At 47.1% G+C, this 19,316-nt stretch carries 11 protein-coding genes; 3 read left to right on the forward strand and 8 right to left on the reverse strand.

The window, feature by feature from the left end; genetic code table 11:
- Window positions 1-19: 19 nt before the first annotated feature.
- The 8 genes from A8O23_RS11845 to uxuA all read right to left on the reverse strand — a co-directional run bounded on the left by A8O23_RS11845 (window position 20) and on the right by uxuA (window position 14,625).
- The gene (locus tag A8O23_RS11845) at window positions 20-3,244 is read right to left on the reverse strand and encodes a SusC/RagA family TonB-linked outer membrane protein (protein WP_239693393.1); all 3,225 of its coding nucleotides are present in this window, start codon (window positions 3,242-3,244) and stop codon (window positions 20-22) included.
- Window positions 3,245-4,473: 1,229 nt separating this feature from the next.
- Entirely contained in the window at window positions 4,474-5,430 is a 957-nt protein-coding gene (locus A8O23_RS11850; protein WP_066621850.1) for a transketolase family protein, read from the reverse strand.
- A 129-nt stretch (window positions 5,431-5,559) separates the two neighbouring features.
- The gene (locus A8O23_RS11855; RefSeq protein WP_082883020.1) at window positions 5,560-7,503 is read right to left on the reverse strand and encodes a sialate O-acetylesterase; all 1,944 of its coding nucleotides are present in this window, start codon (window positions 7,501-7,503) and stop codon (window positions 5,560-5,562) included.
- Between the two features lie 88 nt (window positions 7,504-7,591).
- Window positions 7,592-8,446 carry a transketolase gene (locus A8O23_RS11860; protein ID WP_066621455.1) on the reverse strand — a complete coding sequence of 285 codons (855 nt, stop codon included), beginning with the start codon at window positions 8,444-8,446 and terminating at the stop codon, window positions 7,592-7,594.
- Between the two features lie 110 nt (window positions 8,447-8,556).
- A complete protein-coding gene (locus A8O23_RS21900) occupies window positions 8,557-9,408 on the reverse strand; it encodes a beta-xylosidase family glycoside hydrolase (protein WP_239693398.1) in 852 nt (283 codons plus the stop codon).
- A gap of 4 nt (window positions 9,409-9,412) precedes the next feature.
- Complete coding sequence (locus tag A8O23_RS21905) at window positions 9,413-10,273, reverse strand: glycoside hydrolase family 43 protein (RefSeq protein WP_239693394.1); 861 nt, start codon at window positions 10,271-10,273, stop codon at window positions 9,413-9,415.
- Window positions 10,274-10,354: 81 nt separating this feature from the next.
- On the reverse strand, window positions 10,355-13,303 hold the full coding sequence (locus A8O23_RS11870; RefSeq protein WP_082883021.1) for a glycosyl hydrolase 115 family protein: 2,949 nt from the start codon (window positions 13,301-13,303) through the stop codon (window positions 10,355-10,357).
- A gap of 155 nt (window positions 13,304-13,458) precedes the next feature.
- Window positions 13,459-14,625: a mannonate dehydratase gene (uxuA, locus tag A8O23_RS11875; RefSeq protein WP_066621460.1), complete on the reverse strand. Its 1,167-nt coding sequence runs from the start codon at window positions 14,623-14,625 to the stop codon at window positions 13,459-13,461.
- A 478-nt stretch (window positions 14,626-15,103) separates the two neighbouring features.
- On the opposite strand from uxuA, the gene A8O23_RS11880 reads away from it, so the two are divergent.
- From A8O23_RS11880 to A8O23_RS11890, 3 genes are all read left to right on the forward strand, one after another.
- Window positions 15,104-16,162, forward strand: a complete 1,059-nt coding sequence (locus A8O23_RS11880) for a LacI family DNA-binding transcriptional regulator (RefSeq protein WP_066621462.1) — start codon at window positions 15,104-15,106, stop codon at window positions 16,160-16,162.
- Between the two features lie 112 nt (window positions 16,163-16,274).
- Complete coding sequence (locus tag A8O23_RS11885; protein ID WP_066621464.1) at window positions 16,275-18,440, forward strand: alpha-glucuronidase family glycosyl hydrolase; 2,166 nt, start codon at window positions 16,275-16,277, stop codon at window positions 18,438-18,440.
- 16 nt (window positions 18,441-18,456) lie between these two features.
- Window positions 18,457-19,215 carry an SDR family NAD(P)-dependent oxidoreductase gene (locus A8O23_RS11890; RefSeq protein ID WP_066621466.1) on the forward strand — a complete coding sequence of 253 codons (759 nt, stop codon included), beginning with the start codon at window positions 18,457-18,459 and terminating at the stop codon, window positions 19,213-19,215.
- Window positions 19,216-19,316: the final 101 nt, after the last annotated feature.

Genomic DNA, 19,316 nt, shown 5'->3' on the forward strand with positions numbered 1-19,316 from the left:
TTGAACTTTCTGTTAATAATTAAAAATCAATTCCTAGGTTGAAAGAGTAGATTGGGGTGATGGGATAGCGGCCGGTGTCAACCCCAATCGGCGCATCATTGTTTTCAACGTTAGGACCAACATAAGAACCTACTTCAGGGTCGTAACCGGTGTATTTTGTAAAAGTATAAAGGTTTTGAGCACTCACTCCCACTCTAACTGCCTTCAAAATGTTTTGTCTCGAAACTAGGGTTGCAGGTAAAGTATAGTTCAATGAAATGTTCTTGATTCTCACAAATGAACCGTCTTCTACATACTTGGTGGTGTGGCGGGCAAAGTTCTTGTTTACATCTCCACCAGAAAGCCTTGGAACTGTTGTACCTGGATTTTCCAACACACCTTCTGAGTTAACACGGGCATAGTCCATTACTTCTCTTAACATGTTCCGCCCGAGGTTGATGTTATTAGGATCTGAATTACGGAAACGTACATAGTTGTAAACATCGTTCCCGAAGGTTCCGGTGATAAGCACACTCAGATTAAATCCTTTGTAAGAGAAATCATTTGTGAAGCCACCGAAATACTTAGGCCATGGGCTACCAATCTTGGTCATGTCCTGCTCGTTGATAATGCCATCACCATTCAGGTCACGGAACTTCACATCTCCAACCCATATGCTATTTTCTCCGACCGGAAATGGATTCCCCTGGCTATCAGCAGGACGGGCACTAGCCTGAACTTCTTCTACCGTTTGGAAAACTCCTTCTTCAATGTAGCCATAGAAGAACCAAGGAGACTCACCAACTACTGTTCTCTGTGACCAAAGTGGTTGGATGTACCAATCTGGCGCGTTACGGGCAACTACACTTGTTTCAGTGTAAAGTTTAGTAACCTCAGCTTTAAAGTGGGAGAAGTTTAGGTTTGATGACCATTTGAATTTGCCATTATCTACGTTGATGGTGTTGATCATGAAGCTCCAACCTTTGTTTTGAAGCGCACCGAAGTTAACAAGAGGAGCCTGAACAGAACCACTACCAGTAGAACCCATATACCAAGGAAGTGAGCTTCTAACGATTACGTTGTCTGTGTTCTTTACATAGTAATCAGCTTCAATTTGAACGCGGTTCTCAAATAAACCAAGGTTGATACCTACGTTGTTGGTTAGTGTTTCTTCCCATTGGAAATTCGGGTTTGGATAATTGGCAGCAAGGAAACCAGATCCCCACTCAGTAGGGTATTGTTGAAGCCTTGCATAAATATTACCGCCTGAGCCTTGGCTTCCGGTCAAACCAGTTTCAAAACGCAGTCTTAAGTCGCTAACAACCGGAACAGAAAAGAAGGGTTCTTCTGAAACGCGCCAAGCTGCAGACACTGAAGGGAAATACCCCCATTTGTTGCCAGAACCAAAGTTTGCTGAACCATCAGCACGAAGCGCGGCTTGAAGAATGTAACGGTCTCCGAAATTATAGTTAATCCTACCTAAATAAGACTCCATTGCCCAGTCACCTTGTCCACCACCCGTTCTTTGGTTAGCATTTTGCTCTCCAGCGTTGATGTCAATAATCTGGTTAGTGTTGAATCCGCTTCTACCAAGGGTTGTATTTTGCCATCTTGAAGCCTGTGCTTCATGAGTGGCCATAACTGTTAAACTATGTTTACCAAATTGTCTGGAGTACTGTAACAATTGATTCCAGTTCCAATAGGTATTGGTCTCGTTTCTGTTATCTAAGCGGGCAATGGTGTTACGCTGGTAACCGAAAGTATACGTAGGTAAAAAGGTAGTACCAAACCCAGTACCATAATCAGCATTGAAAGCAGTACGGAATTCTAAGCCTTTAGCCAAATTAACAGTGGCATTCAAGCCACCTAGAATTCGGCGTCTCACCATATCATTGGTGATGATATTAGCTAAGCCTATTGGGTTAGCTGGCGTAAAACGTTCGGCCTCAGAAACACTTCCGTCTGGGTTTAGTCTTGGCTCTCCACCGCCATAGGTTCCATCCAGGTTTCTTACCGGAATGGCAGGTGATAATTGAATGGCATTATTGATAATATCCCACTGTGTGGTAGAGATTTGTTCATTGGTTTGGGCAAAGTTGATGTTTGCACCTAGATTAAGCCATTTTCTTGCTTTACTGTCTAGGTTCAACCGTACTGAGGCACGATCAAATCCTGAGCCTACTGCCACACCTTGCTGATCTAAATACTCACCTGATAAATAGAAGCGGGTATTCTCACTTCCCCCGCTCAGGCTCAGCTGGTGTTTTTGCATAGGGGCATTGTTGAATAATTCACGCTGCCAGTGTGTTCCTTCACCTAATATTGTAGGATCTAAGAAATCCTCACGGATATTGCCACCCGCAAGAGCTTTATACTCATTATCTAGTTGGGCAAATTCCCGCAAATTCATTACGTCCAGTGATTTAGGCGGAGTCTGCACACTGGTAAGAAAAGCATAATTCACTCTTACATCACCGGATTTACCTCTTTTGGTTGTGATCAAAACTACCCCATTGGTACCACGCGAACCATATATAGCAGTGGCGGAAGGACCCTGCAAAATATCCATGGTTTCTATATCAGCTGGGTTCAAAGAAGCCAATGGGTTCACACCTGAAGTAGAATTAGAACCTTGAATCTGCACACCATCTATCACATATAAAGGCTCGTTAGATCCGTTGATGGAGTTAATACCTCTGATATTTACTGAAATACCACCACCTGGAGCGCCTGTGTTCTGGGTAACGTAAACACCAGGTGCACGGCCCTGAATGGCTTGTTCAACAGTAGTGTTAACAGTTCTTTCTATGCTTCTTGCATCAATAGTAGTTTGGGCAGAAGGCACATCGCTTGCTCTAAGCTCGCCATAACCCGTTACCACTACTTCATTTAGCACTTCTGCATCTTCTCTCAGGCTTATATTAATAGAGTTTCTAGTGCCTACCGCTACTTCTTGGTTCTGGTAACCAATAAAAGAAACAACCAGCACGTCATTGCTGCCGGCCTGTAAAGAGTAGTTTCCATTCACATCGGTAGCAGCACCATTTGTAGTGCCTTTCACTACCACACTCACACCTGGCATAGGAGAATTATCCGAGGCAGATGTTACTTTACCAGTAATTGTTCTTTTGGCATCTTGTGCCAAGCCATCAAACGTCTGAAGCAAAACGGCCAGAAGAATGGCTAGCATTCTCCAGCCTGCCCTTGACGTAAAGACAGAGTTACTTTTCTGGTAATTTTTCTCTGGGTAAAAGTTTTTTGTCATATGGTAATTCAGATTAGGTAGTAAACTTTATTGTGAAAATGCACTCATTAAAACCATTGATGCTTTTAGTCTTTATCTTTAGAATTTTTTTATTACAACTGTTTCCTTTAAGAAAAAAAGGTAGTCTAAAAAACATCACTTTAATCTATTTAAGCACTCATCAAAAAAAGTAATTTTCAGTAATAGCGTATTGGTGTATCTGTGGGCAGTATCATAAGATGAGATCTTAGTCAAATCTTTAGAACATAAAATCTTCAGCACCCTCCTTTCTCTTAGTTATCATGTCAGATTGATTTAAAACTTTAAAGGTATCGTAAATGTAATTTGAAGAATTCTAAATCATGGGTACACATTGTTTCAAACCTGATGCGGATATGTTAACATTTAACCCAAAAAAATGCTTTTCTATCAAGTATCAGCAATTTGTGTAGGTTTCAACCCTTAGCTCTCTGCCTATCTAAGGTCTCTTCTCCATCTGTCATCTGCTCATTTGCCCTTTCCTGTCTGCACTTGATCCTTCTTATTCTAAAATGGTAAAATGATTATCTATTAATCAATAAATAAGATCGCTTTTTATTTTCTGTTACCCGCTAATTTATCTCAACTACAACAGCAGAAATAATCGAAATAAACCTTGATAATTTCTGCGTTTGAGGTTAATAACTGGCTTAATAGGTAGTTATGAAAGACACTTAATAATTATTATGAACCTATACAACCAACTTAAGTGGCTTTGCAACCTGTAATATTTATTGGTGCGTTTTTGGCATAGACAAAGCCAAAAACATTTCCCAATGAAATATGATTATGTGATTTAGTATAACTAAGAGATAAGGAGAAAATAATGGCTGCCCATCCTCTATTTAACAACAAAGCATCGTCTTTGCCCTCTTCTTTTTCTTAGCTAGGTGAAATATATCAAAATATATGTGTCAATCCAACACTAAATGAAAATATTTTAAACTTCAGGGTTAATCAAGCTGATTTATTACCACTTTGTTACGACATTCATTCATTCCTCAATGCTCACGCAGGCATTATCTTTTGAAATCATCCCTATTAAACCCTTCAATTCAATAAAGCTTTCTTAAAATAATTAAAAAGAAGAAATAATTAACATATTAAATAACAGAAGAATCAGAATTTTAGAGCTTATAGTTGGTAATATTAAATTTTAGAGGAAGAAGCTTTTTGAAAACAGAAATTAGTGAGAGCAGAATAAATAAAGGCTATTTCTTCCTGCTCATCACTTTCTGCACCGCCTGTATGATATGTTCGTCATCAAGGCCATACTTCTTCATGAGCTGCTCAGGGGTTCCGCTCTCCCCGAAGGAGTCGTTCACGGCCACATATTCCATGGGCACGGGAGTATTCTTCACCAGCAGCTGCGCGATGCTGTCGCCCAGTCCGCCCAAGCGGTTATGCTCCTCAGCACTCACTACGCATCCGGTCTTAGCCACAGACTTCAACACCGCCTCTTCATCTAAAGGCTTGATAGTATGAATGTTAATTATTTCGGCAGAAATACCCATCTCGGCAAGCTTCTCACCCGCCTTTATGGCTTCCCATACCAGGTGGCCAGTAGCGAAAATGCTCACGTCCGTTCCCTCGTTCACCATCCAGGCTTTACCTATGATGAACTCCTGGTCCGCGTCTGTGAAAATGGGAAGCACCGGGCGACCAAACCTCAGATACACCGGCCCGTGGTGTTCGGCAATGGCAATGGTAGCGGCTTTGGTTTGATTGTAGTCACAGGGGTTAATGACGGTCATGCCAGGCAGCATCTTCATCATGCCTATGTCTTCCAAGATTTGGTGAGTAGCCCCGTCCTCTCCCAGCGTAAGGCCGGCATGGGAGGCGCATATCTTCACATTCTTGTCTGAGTAAGCGATGGATTGACGGATTTGATCATATACCCTGCCAGTGGAAAAGTTGGCGAAGGTGCCCGTGAAGGGAATCTTCCCCCCTATGGTCATGCCCGCTGCTATGCCCATCATGTTAGCCTCGGCTATACCCACCTGTACAAATCTTTCCGGGAATTCCTTGATAAAATCGCCCATCTTAAGTGAACCTACCAGGTCGGCGCAGAGGGCTACTACATCTTTGTTTCTCCTGCCGGCCTCTACCAGTCCAGCACCGAAACCGGAACGCGTGTCTTTCTTTTCAGTGTATGTGTATTTCTTCATGAGTTTTTTTTTATTAGTTAACATAATAAATAAGACGCTGACTAACACTTCTTGCTTTGGCCCTGTTTTTAAAAAATGAGCCCCAAAAACACATCAGTAGCCACTGGAAAAAATAATGCTCTGTCCTTCCTATTTCTTGGATGACCCTGAAGCTTTTATTTCAAAAGGCGAAGCGGGCAAACCTTCCTTGTTGTAGAGGTTGGCTCCCTCTGGGTTGTCTGCCCAACCGTAGCGTACTACCTCTGGGTTCGGCACCTCTTCACTCCACACCACTACCTGATTTCCTTTTATCTCAGCCTTTGCCCAAACAAACTTTTTATCTTTCCCCGCCACGGCAAAGTGCGTGAGCGGCTTTGCACCTTTGGCATCTAACCCACTGCCCGTGCTGGTGAAGGTGAGCGTTATTTTATTCCCCTGACGCTGCGCAGATTTAACTTCAGGTCCTGATGCGACAACATTTTTTTCTCCGTAGGCCAGTTTGCGCGCCAACAAGGCCAGGCGTTGCCCAACTTCCATCTTGCTTTCGGGGTGTATGTCGTTCCACTCTCCCAGGTCTATAGCCACTGCCATACCAGTATTAGGCACTTGTAGGGTTTCTAACTGGGCTTGCCTTAACTGGGCCCAGCCGCTTTGGGTAGGCACCTCTTTGGCTTCCATAAAATTGGCCAGCTGCACGAACAGGAACGGAAACTCCCCCTGCCCCCAACGGGTGCGCCAATCTTTGATCAAGGTTTTCATGAGTGCGGTGTACTCGCCCGGATTCCTCACGTTAGATTCTCCCTGATACCAAATCACACCTTTGATGGCGTAATTGGTCAATGGGGCAATCATAGCATTGTATAAACCAATAGGCTTCCATCTCACAAAGGTTTGGCTAGGCAAAGAGGGCATCTCGGCCCCTAGTTTATATTGCCAGGCGCCTTTTAGGTCTATCTTTTGGTCTCCAACCGTTAACTCGTAGGGTTTATCGGGTACAAATCCGCCTTGACCGCCGTTGCTGATTACCCGCACCATCAACACATTTTTTCCTTCCCGCAGCACGTTGGCGGGAACCTGATAGCGTCTTGGAGGATACTGGTAACTTGTGGTGCCTACAAACTTTCCGTTCAGAAACACTGAGTCTGCGTCTACAATTCTTCCCAGCTCCAGTTTGGCAGGCTTTCCGGAAAGCTCTTTGGGTATTTGGATTTCTTTCCTAAACCAAACGGCTCCGTTTACCTGCCCTAGTTTTTCGTCTGCCCAGTAGCCCGGCAATTGCATGGTCATCCAGTCTACTGCGTTTACCTGTCCTGTAGACCATTTCTGGCGAAGCCCTATATCTTTCTGGCTCAACTGACTGTACCAGCGGCGTTGCACTTGCTGGTCGTGCGCCTCAATGCTGTCTATCAGTTCCTGTGCTTTAAATTTCTGCGCCTCCTGGTAGTACTCCGGGAACTGCTTGATGGCTTCTTCGCTTATCCAAGCCTCAGCGGGCGAACCACCTAAGGCCGAATTGATTAACCCAATGGGCACTTTGTATTTAGCGAAAAGGTCTCTGGCAAAGAAGAAGGACACCGCTGAAAATTCAGATAAATTCTCTGGAGTAGCTGCTTTCCAGGCACCTCCACCCAAATCCGGCTGCGGGGCATTGAAATTGTAGGTATCCGGCACCGTGAACTGCCGAATCTTAGGGTTGTTGGTCTGCGCCAGAATAGAGGCATATTTCTCCTGCACTCTGCCCAACGTCAGCTCCATGTTTGATTGGCCGCTGCACAGCCACACGTCACCGAACAAAACGTCTTGTACCTTCACCTCATTCTTCCCCTTGAAAGTCAATTCAAAAGGTCCGCCGGCAGGCTGGGCTGGCAATTGCATGGCCCATTTACCGTTTTTGTCGGCTGTAGCCTCGAACTGCTTTTTCTGAAAAGTAAGCGCCACTTTTTCACCTGCCGATGCCCAACCCCAGAGCGTAGCAGGCTTGTCTCGCTGCAACACCATGCCGTTGCTTACCAACCTGGGCAGTTTAATTTGCCCAATGGAAGGGAAGCCAACGAACAAACAGACTAAAAGAAGAAGAAATCGGGTAAACTGCATTTTTAAGCTAGTGATTTGATTTTTTATAGACGAGACTAAGGCTTAGTTTTGGAGATGTTTTTCGAAAAGTAGCCCCAAAACGCAGCTGTTAGTAATCCTGCAACGGAGACTCAAGCTGCGCCAACGCTTTCTCCAGCTGCTCATCGTTCGGTGCTACTCCGTGCCATTTATGCGACCCCATCATGAAATCTACGCCGTGCCCCATATTGGTTTGCATGAGAATCATGATAGGCTTACCATTGAAAGCTTTTTCCTTGGCCTGCTCCAGCACACGAATCACTTCCTGCAGGTCATTGCCGTTCATATCCAGCACTTCCCAACCAAACGCCTCCCACTTGGCGCGCAGGTTACCCAGCGCCAAAACCTGATCTGTGGGACCGTCTATCTGCTGGCCGTTCACGTCTATGGCTGAGACGAGGTTGTCTACCTTGTTGTGCGGAGCGAAAAGCGCCGCCTCCCAAATCTGACCTTCCTGCAGCTCACCGTCGCCGTGCAGGGAGAAGACCAAGCCTGTGTCGCCGTTTAGCTTTTTTGTGAGCGCAGCCCCAATGGCCACCGACATCCCCTGCCCCAGAGATCCGGAGGCAATACGTATCCCTGGCAACCCCTCGTGGGTGGTGGGGTGTCCCTGCAGACGGGAATCCAGCTTCCGGAAAGTCTTCAGCTCGCTCACGTCAAAATATCCGGCCCGGGCCAGCACGCTGTACCAAACCGGTGAAATATGTCCGTTGGAGAGAAAGAAAAGGTCTTCCCCCTCACCGTTCATGTTAAAGTCTTTGCTGCGGTTCATGATGCGGAAGTACAGCGCCACCAGGTAATCGGTGCAGCCCAATGACCCGCCAGGGTGCCCCGACTGGCAACCATGTACCATGCGCAGAATGTCGCGCCGAACTTGAGTGGCAATCTGTTGCAGTTCCTCTATGGTTTTAGTTTCTTGTTTCATTTATATAAGAGTATATGAGAGACGAAGCGTTGGTTGATGTCACTGGCAGGCCACCTGTTTTCCGGCTTGAATTTTTAAAAATCAGCCGGAAAACAGGACAAATTCATACGTTATTTTGCCGCAGTTTCATTGAAAACAGCGTCATTCCCCTTGTAGTGGAACCAATCAAAAACAGCTTTATTGGAAGACGGCTTTCCGTTAGAAGTGGCGTACATTCCTAGCACCACCCCCACAAAACCACCTGCGGTGCGGGTGCTTAGGTAGGTGCCGTCCACTTTTTCTTTTAGCAGTTTCCAGTCGTCCTTCTTTGTAGCATAGTAAAAAGAATAGTTGCTGCCGTCAAACTCCACCTTCAGCAGAATAGGCTTTTTAGATTCTTTCTTTGAAAGTGCTGCCTGAGCCAGCACCGTATTATCCGGCTTGCGCAGCTGTACTACTGGGTTACCGTCCTTTACCGTTTTGCCTATCGCGTAGTAATGGGTATCATTCTGGAATGCCACCAGTCCGGCAAATTCATTCTCCTTTTGTGGTATGAACCCAAGTTGGGTGCTGGCGCTGCCGCGTATATGCTGCTGACGTCTGGCTATAAACGAGGGGTTCACTTTTTCAGCAAAGCTTTCAGGCCGCACATCTAAAACCAATTTTCCGGAGTTCAGGCTGTACCAAGAGGAGCGCGGCGTGCGCAACTGCAACCAATACATGGGCAGAGTAGAGGCATTGAACTCCTCCTGAAACTCAAAATTTCCGGTCAGCGGGAATTCTGGTTTCGGCTGCGCCGGAAGATTTGGTTTTGGGTACGAATACTGCACCAGGTCATGCTCCGCATTTATGACTGGCCAGCCATCTTTCCAGGTGACCGGAGCCAGAAACGTTTCGCGGCCAGTGTTGTAATAATCCTGCGGACTGTCATACGGACGAGTGGCTAGAAATATAGCCCACCATTCTCCGTTCTGGGTTTGCACCAAGTCAGCGTGCCCGGTGGCCCGAAACGGGGTTGGGGCGGGAATTTGGCAAATGGCGCTGGGTTAGGATAGGGTTCTTCTCGTACGGTTCATAAGGTCCCGCCACGTTTTTGCTGCGCAAAATTACTTCTGAGTGATGGACGCTGGTACCGCCTTCGGCGGCCATGAGGTAGTAGAAACCGTTTACCTTGTAGATGTGCGGCCCTTCAATCCAGACGGGCTTTTTAGAAAAGTCTACGCCACCGTTCACCAGCAGGTGCTGTGGCCCTACCGTTTTAAAGTTTCTCAGGTCAAACTCGAACATCCGGAGGGTACGGTGACCATCATATTCAGGTTTGTTGTTGGGGGCATCAGCATTATAGATGATGTAGGATTTCCCGTCTTCGTCATGGAAGAGCGATGGGTCAATGCCGTTCACATTAGGCAACCAGTGCGGGTTTGACCATGGCCCTGCCGGATTGCTGGCTGTGACCACAAAATTACCGCCGTTCTTGATGAGGGTGGTCACCATATAAAAGATGCCGTCTTTGTAAGAGATGGTAGGTGCGAAAATGCCCTCAGAAACATTATGTCCGTCTAGGTTCAGTTGCTCCGGCCTGTCCAGAATATTGCCAATCTGTTTCCAGTTCACAAGATCTTTGCTGTGGAAGATGGGCACGCCTGGGAAATAGGCAAACGTAGAATGGATCATGTAGTAATCTTCCCCCACCCGCAAGATGCTTGGGTCTGGGTAAAATCCCGGAAAAATAGGGTTCTGGAAAGTCTGCTTTTCTTGCGCCATTACCGGCATACTAAAGAAAGAAGCACAAAAGCCTACCAACAGCGCCAGTAATGTTTGCTTAAATATTTGTAGGTATTTAGTCATGCACTTTTTATAATTTTTATGGAACAACATTCATTCTCCTGTTTTCAGGCTGGTTTTGGTAAAACAGTCTGAAAACAGTATTCAGTCTTTTTGTTTTTGCAGTTGATGATAACTTTCCGGAGGCCCCAAATAGCTAGGCTCTAACCCGCCGGTGTCTACTACAATTTTCTGCAGCACCACGCCTGAGTCCACCATCCAGAATTTAAGCACGTGCTCCCCCTGTTGGGTTAGTTGGTGCTTGGAAATGGTTAGATTGATGTTATTGGCCACGTTTTTCTCCCACTCCCGCTCTGAGGTGTTGGCATGAATGTTTATGATTTGCGGGGCCTGGTCATCAAAAGAAATGGCGTACCTCAGCCCTTGCGTGTTATGGAAGTTCAGCGTAGGGGAAAGATGCACTTGCACACTTACTTCGCCTGCCTGGAACAAGTGCATTTTATACTCTAGGTGCGGACTATTTCCTCCTGGTGTCTGAGCCGGCGCCGTGACCGGAAACGTAGTAACTCCAGAGAGGGTTCTGCCTAAATGTGGAATAACTTTCCAGCTGATGCCATTCGTTTCCACGGCACGAGAGAAGTGCGCCGCTTCCATTGATACAAAGCCGTTGCTTTCCACAAAACCCTGCACCTGCTCCGGCTTTGGAGATACTGGGTTATGCACTACCGCCTGCACCACCACTTGCTTACCGTTAGAGCCAGATACAGTCACCGGCACCCGGTGTTTCCCAGTTGGGGCTTTCTCCCAGTCTACGCTCACCCACAGGCGCTGCTCTTTGGCCACCGTGCCAGTGGGCTGAGACACTTTGAGCCAGGGAGCGCCCGTTTTGATGGTATACTCAAACGGCTGTTGGCCACGGCTGAAGATTTCAATATAGCGCCCCTGCGGCTGATAGCGCGACAGTTCAGGCAATACCGCCTCTCCTTTTTCCTGCGGCCACCAACTCCTGGAACCCTCAACGGCCACTCCCATGGCTTGTCCGGCCACCGGATTTACCGTCTTCACCTCTGGCATCACGTCTTTCTCGGGCTGCTGCCAATACGTGTAGCTGATGTGCGTCTGGGACATCATGTGGTTCCACTTGCCATTGGTAATTCCCTGATGGTAGTACTTTGTTAATTCTGAATCATTTTCAAAAAGCGCTTTGGCCTTGGCGGCTAGGTCATTCGTGGTAACTCTGTCCTGTTTCGCGTAAAGACCGTTGCGGCCCACCGTTACGTGCAACTCGTTCAGGTTAGCGCTGGCTTTTACCGGGAACAACACCAGTTGGTAATAAGCATCCTGGTACTGTTGCGGCAGCTGCTTTCCTATTCTCTCCGCCTGATCGGCCAGGCGGTTGTAGCTTTCCACCACTCTTTCCGCCTCCTGATAATGCACCAGGCTGTAGGTGTCTGGCGAGAGCAATTCCGGCTTGCGGCGGCTGTTGTACATGGTGTACTTGGTTAGAATGTCGGCGATTTCTGCTGCGTGCTGATGGCCAAACTGCTGCGCTGCCCATAGACGGGTATATTCCTCCAGCCGCTCGGCAGGCCATTTCTCTGGATTCCAAGCGTAGTCCAGAAAGAATTCCGTCGGGAACTCCATAGGCTTGATGTCACCCACGTTCACGATCCAGATTCGGTCTGCCTTGTGCTGGTAGGCCAGGTGCATCTGCTCCCAGATGCGGGCTATGGGGTTGGTGTTTATCCATTTGTAATTACGGGGGCCGCCCACATAATCAAAGTGATAATAGATACCATAGCCTCCAGCATGTTGTTTCTCGCCCACCTTTGGCAGCTTTCGAATATTGCCCCAGTTGTCATCAGCTAGCAGCAGGGTCACGTCATCTGGCACGCGCATGCCTTTGTCATAGTAATCCTGAACTTCTTTGTACAAAGCCCATAACTGAGGAGTCTGAGAGGCTGGCTTACCGGTTACATCTGCAATAATCTTCCGTTGGTCGGCCACAATCCGCTCCAGCAGTTCTATGTTACTTTCCTCGCTCATGGGCTCGTCGCCATCGCCGCGCATGCCAATAGAGACAATGTTCTCATAGTTGCCCATGCGCTCCATGCCGCCGCGCCAGAACTCCCGTAGCTTTTCGGCATTGGTGCTGTAGTTCCAGGGGCCGGAGCCGTATCGACGCCACTCGTCATGGGCGCGCGTGAGCGGCTCATGGTGCGAGGTTCCCATGACAATGCCATACTCGTCGGCTACTTTGGGATTTAGTTTGTCGTCGTCGTTAAAAGCGCTGCCCCACATGGCCGGCCACAGGTAGTTGCCTTTCATGCGCAGAATCAGCTCAAATACTTTTGAGTAGAATTTGTGGTTGAACCCGCCAAAGGTTTCGCGTGCCCAACCCGAAAGAGCCGGCGCTTCGTCGTTGATGAAGATGCCGCGGTACTTTACTTTGGGTTCGCCTTTGGTATGGCGGCCAGGCAGCACGTACAGGTTTGGGTGTTGCTCTACCGGAACATCGGCCCACCAGTACCAGGGGGTAACCCCAATCTGTGCGCTTACATCATAAATTCCGTAGATGGTGCCTCTTTTGTCGCTTCCGGCTATTACAAGAGCTTCGTCTACACCTTTTACAGGCTTCTGCACCACCTGCACCAGAAAGGTCTCCCATTTGCCCGCTACTGCACTTACATCCAGCTTCTTTTTCCGGATTAGCTCATCAATCAATGCGCTCTTGCCAATGGTACCTATAATGACCAGCTGCTTTTTCTTGGGAGCCTGCAATCCGAGTTCTAAAGCGGGTTCTGTGTTTGTTACCCTTTTTAAATCTGCCTGCAAATCTTTGGCCGCTCTTATTACCCCTGCATGGTCTTTTTCGCTCACGAAGATGGTGGCGGGCTTGCCCCCAACGGCCAAGCCAAAGCTTCCTTTCTTTTTCTGATGAACAATGTACTGCTCATCTTCTAACGCAAAGGCTGAAGAGGAAAAGAAAAAGAGCACCAGCAGGAGTGCTGCCCGAAACAACGGAACCCACTTATCCTTTATGAACAAAGCTTCTGAACGTGAGTAATTATTTATGTTTCTAATCAACTTCATTCGGTATAAATTAAGCTTTTCACCCTACTGGTGAAGCAACACATTGCCACAGCTGTAGCAGAGGCATTGTTCTTTTTAGACCTATTATGGGCTACCTGTTTTTGGTCTGGTTTCCGAAAAACAACCTTAAAGCAACTCTTGCCAGCTAGGCTATTTTAATTCTTAAGGGAGCGGGCAATGCCCATTTCTAAGCCTCTCAACTCAGCCAGACCGCGTAAACGCCCAATAGCCGAATAACCGGGGTTCGTTATCTTGTGTAAATCATCCAGCATCTGGTGCCCGTGGTCAGGACGGAACGGAATAGGCTCCTGCCGTTGGCTGTTGATTTTCACCAGTTCTTTCATGACGCCATACATGTCTACATCGCCAGCCAGGTGGTCAGACTCATAGAAGTTTCCTGCCTCATCTTTCAGCACGTTGCGCAGGTGCGCGAAATACACCCTATGCCCTACGGCTTTCAGAATCTCAACTGGGTTATTATGACTACCTGCTCCCAAAGAACCGGTGCAGAAGCAAATGCCGTTTGGTTCGCGGTTTACCCGTTCTAGTATGTACAGCAGGTCTTCTTTGTTTGAGGCAATGCGGGGCAGGCCTAAAATTGGGTAAGGCGGGTCATCGGGGTGAATGGTCATTTTTATGCCCGTTTCCTCGCACACATCCATGATAGACTCCAGAAAGTACGCCAGGTTCTCCCGCAGACCAATGTGCCCTATTTCTTTGTAAATGCTTATGCTTTCGGTTAGGTGCTCCAGGCTTATGAAACCCTCCATGGGAACCCCCATCCTGATGATTTCACTTAGCTGTTCCAGCTGCTGTTCAGACATGGACTGATGCCTTTCCTCAGCCTGTTGTACCACATCTGCCGCGTAATCATTTTCAGCCCCTTTCCTTTTCAGGATATACAGGTCAAACACTGCCAAATCTGTCCAATCAAAATATAGGGCTTTTGCACCGTTATTAAGCTCGTACGCTAGGTTTGTGCGAGTCCAGTCCAAGACCGGCATAAAGTTATAGCAGACGGTTTTCAGTCCGCAGGCGGCCAGGTTGCGTAAACTTTGTCGGTAGTTCTCCAGATACAGCTCGCAATCGGCGCTGCGGGTTTTGATGGCCTCATGCACCGGCACGCTTTCCACCACAGCCCAAGCAAGGCCACTCTCCTCAATCACGCGCTTGCGCTCCTGAATTTCTTCAAGGGGCCACACCGCGCCATGCGGAATATGGTGCAACGCACTGACTACGCCAGTTGCACCGGCCTGCTTTACGTCTTGCAACGTAACCGGGTCTTGTGGTCCGTACCATCGCCAGCTTTGAAGTAATGACATCCTTTTTGTATTTAATAAGTAAGCAACAGCAGAACCTGCACCTAAAACAACCAATCCTCACCACAAACCAGCCTCAAATTTTAATAAATTATCAAAATTTAAGCTGTCACATCATCATTCTCCACCTCCTCTGTAGGCGCATGCAACACAAACATGAATATTATTTTCTAAGATTACAACCGATTTCATAAATTTTTTCAACCTGATTTTCCTTCTACAAGGCATATCTTTGCTAAATCCTCAACATCTAACATTTTCTAAGCCCATAGAGGTTAATTTTTGTTTTTAATAAAATTTAAAATTCCATCTTAAGCTTATTTGTATAAGCTTTCAAAGCCTGTATATAAAATAAAGCGCTATATTTCAGCCGAAACCATTCGAATAGCCGTTCTTTTGAAGTTTCCAGATACAAAAACAGCTATTTAGTTTCAAGCAATGAAACCGATTGCATATATTTGTTCATGCAATAACTGCCACTATGGGAAAAGACATCACCATATATGACATTGCCAAAGAGGTAGGGCTATCTCCCACCACTATCAGCAGGGCGCTGAATGATCACCCCGCGGTCAATCTGAAGACGAAGCAGCGTGTGAGCGAAGTAGCAGGCCAGATGGGGTACCGCACTAATCTATTCGCTAGCAATTTACGGAGGCAGCACACCCATACTATAGGTGTGATTGTGCCCCGGTTGAACAGTCCGTTTATGTCAACGGTCATATCTGGCATGGAGAAAGCCGCCACCGAGGGAGGGTATAACCTTATTATCAGCCAATCTTTGGAGACGCTGCAGAAAGAACAGGCTAATGCTAAAACCATGTTCGACAGCCGGGTTGATGGATTGTTGGTGTCCCTGTCTTACGAAACAGACGACCTCCATCACTTTGAACCTTTTATCAGTCGGGGCATTCCCGTAATATTCTATGATCGCGTGGCCGAGCATGAGCAATGCACCAGCATAGTAATAGATAATCTGCAAGCGGCTTACAAAGCCACGAGCCATTTAGTGGAGCAGGGCTGCACGAACATAATGCACATTACAGGCAACCTGAAAAGAAACGTGTATTCAGACAGGTTGAAGGGCTACAAATACGCCTTGATTGACAATAACCTGCCTTACAATGAGCAAAATATTATTGTCAACAACCTGAGCGAAGAGGCTGGTGAGGAGGCGGCTCAGCAGATATTGAAAATGAAAAAACTTCCCGACGGCCTCTTTGTCTCCAATGACACCTGTGCCGTGAGCTGTGTGAAAACCTTAAAACAAGCGGGTATTTCTGTTCCTGCCGACGTGGCCGTGATTGGTTTTAACAATGACCCGATTTGCAGGGTAATTGAGCCTAATCTAACCTCTGTTAATTACCCCGGCTCCGAAATGGGAGAATTGGCGGTAAAAGCTCTCATTTTACGGCTCAACGGCTCCACTGAAGGAATTGCCAGCAACACCATCAATTTGCGCTCTGAGTTAATCATCAGAGAATCATCTTTAAAAAGTAAGGTAGCAGGTAAAAAATGGGGGCAACTGGCACCTAAATAGTACCTCTATGATTGAGCCTGCTGTTTTAGGTTCGTTTTTCAAAGAACAGGCTTAAAACACCCGCCATACTACTGGCAACAATTTGGTTAGCTACGGATTAAACCAACATGTAATGACAAATCGTATTCTTATTTGCCTGTTCTTCTGCCTGAGCTTTTTTGCCTACCTGCCAACGGCTCAGGCAGAAGACGGATATCGGCTTTGGCTTAGGTATGACCAGGTAAACAATAGAGTTCTGCTTAAACAGTATCAGAAAACTCTTCAGCACCTGGTTATAGAAGGCAATTCCCCTACCCTACAGGTAGCCGCTCAGGAGGCCATGCAGGGAATACAAGGTTTACTTGGAAAAAATCTGTCGCATTCTGCAACTGATATCAAGAACAACACGCTGGTGCTAGGCACTGCAGCCTCTTCGGAGGTTGTGAAGTCATTACAGCTACAAACACAGCTACAAGGCTTAGGACCCGAAGGTTACCTGTTGCTTTCTACCAAACACAATGGAAAGAAAATAACCGTGGTAGCCGCCAATAGTGACACAGGCGTTTTATACGGAACTTTCCACCTGCTTAAGCTAATGCAGATGGGGCAAAGCATTCAGAACCTGAACCTCAGTAGCCAACCAAAAACCAGCCACCGCATTTTAAACCATTGGGACAACTTGGACCGTACCGTGGAGCGCGGCTACGCTGGTTTTTCTTTGTGGGATTGGCACAAACTGCCCGACTATATAGACCAACGGTACCTTGACTATGCCCGAGCCAACGCCTCCATTGGTATCAATGGAACAGTGTTGACGAATGTGAACGCTAATTCTCTCGTTCTTACAGAGGAGTATCTGTTAAAAGTAAAAGCACTGGCCGATGCGTTCCGGCCATATGGCATCAAAGTATATTTAACCGCCCGGTTCAGTTCACCTATTGAATTAGGAAAACTAAAAACAGCCGATCCGCTGAACGCGGAGGTACGGCAGTGGTGGAAAGATAAGGTGGCTGAGATCTACCGTCATATCCCTGACTTTGGTGGTTTTTTAGTTAAAGCCAATTCAGAAGGCCAGCCTGGGCCGCAGAACTATGGCCGCTCTCATGCCGACGGCGCCAATATGATGGCCGATGCCCTGGCTCCTCACAACGGTATATTGATGTGGCGGGCGTTTGTGTACGACAACAACGTTCCTGAAGACCGCGCCAAGCAGGCGTACAATGAATTTAATCCCTTAGATGGTAAGTTCCGCGAGAACGTAATGGTGCAGGTGAAGAATGGTGCCATTGATTTCCAGCCGCGCGAGCCTTTCCACCCCTTATTTGGAGCCATGCCCAAGACTCCACTCATGATGGAGTTTCAGATCACGCAGGAATATCTAGGGCAGGGAACGCACCTGGTGTACCTGGCGCCCATGTTCAAAGAAGTGCTGGAAGCTGACACTTACGCGAAAGGCCAAGGATCTACCGTGGCTGAAGTGGTAGACGGTTCTTTGTACAACCGTAAATTCTCTGGCATGGCCGGAGTATCAAACATAGGTACCGACCTTAACTGGACTAGCCATCCGTTTGCGCAAGCCAATTGGTACGCCTTCGGTCGCTTAGCCTGGGATCACGCCCTCACGTCAGAGCAAATAGCTGATGAGTGGCTGCGCATGACCTTTTCACCCAACCCACAAGTGGTTTCTACGGCAAAAAATATAATGCTGGGCTCATATGAGACGCTGGTCAATTACATGACCCCGCTGGGCTTGCACCACATCATGGGCTGGGATCACCACTACGGCCCAGGCCCCTGGATCAAAGACAAACCTCGGGCCGACTGGACGTCAGTATACTATCACCGTGCAACCGAAAAAGGCATAGGATTTGACCGTACCAAAACCGGCAGCAACGCCCTTGAACAGTACGCCCCTCACTTGCAAGATCTATATGGAGACCCTAAAACTTGCCCAGAGAAGTACTTATTATGGTTCCACCACCTACCATGGGACTACAAGGTTTCCTCTGGCCGAACCCTGTGGAATGAACTCTGCTACCGTTATTCAGCTGGTGTTGATTCTGTGAGGCAGATGCAAGAACAGTGGCAACAACTAGAAGGCAAAGTAGACCAGGAGCGATTTAAGCAGGTAAAATCATTACTGGCTATTCAGGCCAAAGAAGCCAAGTGGTGGCGTGATGCCTGCCTTCTATACTTCCAAACCTTTTCAAAAAGACCTATCCCCGCCGAATTGGAGAAGCCGGAACACACTCTGGAATACTACCAAAAGTTAGAATTCAAGTTTGTGCCGGGTATCTAAAACAACTTTAACTCAAATGACCCAAGAAATAACAACCACTCAAAAAGTAGCCATAGTCACTGGCGGCGGCTCCGGCTTAGGATATGCCATTGCCCAGAAATTGGTGCAGGAAAACGTGAAAACCATCATTATTGGTAGAGACGCACAAAAACTTCAGAATGCCAAAGAAGCCTTCGGCGACAACTGTTTTACCGTTTCTTTTGACTTGAGTAACCTATCAGGCATTCCAGCTCTTGTGCAAGAACTCGCCAAGGAGCATGGCACTCTTGACATTTTGGTAAACAACGCGGGCATCAACCAAAAGAAACCTTTAACGGAGGTGACTGATGAAGATTTTCAGCAGATTATCCAAACGAACCTAACTGCTGTGTTTGCCCTGAGCCGGGAGGTAGCCAAGATAATGATTGCGCAAGGAAGCGGCTCCATCATCAACATCAGCTCAATGGCAGCTCAGTACGGCATACCTAAAGTAGTTTCCTATTCAGCGGCAAAGACAGGAGTAGAAGGCATGACCAGGGCCATGGCTGTAGACCTTTCGCCACTTGGAATACGGGTTAATTGCGTGGCCCCCGGGTTCATAGAAACCGATATGTCAGCAAAGGCTTTGAATAATGATCCGGAACGCAAGAATAAGGTGCTCTCCAGAACCCCCATGGGCAAATTAGGAAAGCCCTCCGATGTGGCCGAGGCCGTGTATTTCTTCGCTTCTGACGCCTCAGGTTATATTACAGGAACAGTGCTACCGGTAGACGGAGGCAACTCTATTGGCTTTTAAGCACTTGCTACACAAGCTTTGCTCAATATAGAATATGCTGTTTTAGGCTTGGTTTTCTAAAAACAGGCCTAAAATAGCATCAACTGACACCAAAAAATAAA

Origin of the sequence: Rufibacter roseus (genome assembly GCF_001647285.1) — a bacterium.
GTDB classification, from domain to species: domain Bacteria; phylum Bacteroidota; class Bacteroidia; order Cytophagales; family Hymenobacteraceae; genus Nibribacter; species Nibribacter roseus.

Bases quoted from the DNA above. Each gene is read 5' to 3' on its own strand.
- A8O23_RS21905 (WP_239693394.1), bottom strand. From the start codon at position 10,273: ATGACTAAATACCTACAAATATTTAAGCAAACATTACTGGCGCTGTTG.
- A8O23_RS11870 (WP_082883021.1), bottom strand. From the start codon at position 13,303: ATGAAGTTGATTAGAAACATAAATAATTACTCACGTTCAGAAGCTTTG.
- A8O23_RS11880 (WP_066621462.1), top strand. From the start codon at position 15,104: ATGGGAAAAGACATCACCATATATGACATTGCCAAAGAGGTAGGGCTA.
- A8O23_RS11855 (WP_082883020.1), bottom strand. From the start codon at position 7,503: ATGCAGTTTACCCGATTTCTTCTTCTTTTAGTCTGTTTGTTCGTTGGC.
- uxuA (WP_066621460.1), bottom strand. From the start codon at position 14,625: ATGTCATTACTTCAAAGCTGGCGATGGTACGGACCACAAGACCCGGTT.
- A8O23_RS11860 (WP_066621455.1), bottom strand. From the start codon at position 8,446: ATGAAACAAGAAACTAAAACCATAGAGGAACTGCAACAGATTGCCACT.
- A8O23_RS11890 (WP_066621466.1), top strand. From the start codon at position 18,457: ATGACCCAAGAAATAACAACCACTCAAAAAGTAGCCATAGTCACTGGC.
- A8O23_RS11885 (WP_066621464.1), top strand. From the start codon at position 16,275: ATGACAAATCGTATTCTTATTTGCCTGTTCTTCTGCCTGAGCTTTTTT.
- A8O23_RS11845 (WP_239693393.1), bottom strand. From the start codon at position 3,244: ATGACAAAAAACTTTTACCCAGAGAAAAATTACCAGAAAAGTAACTCT.
- A8O23_RS11850 (WP_066621850.1), bottom strand. From the start codon at position 5,430: ATGAAGAAATACACATACACTGAAAAGAAAGACACGCGTTCCGGTTTC.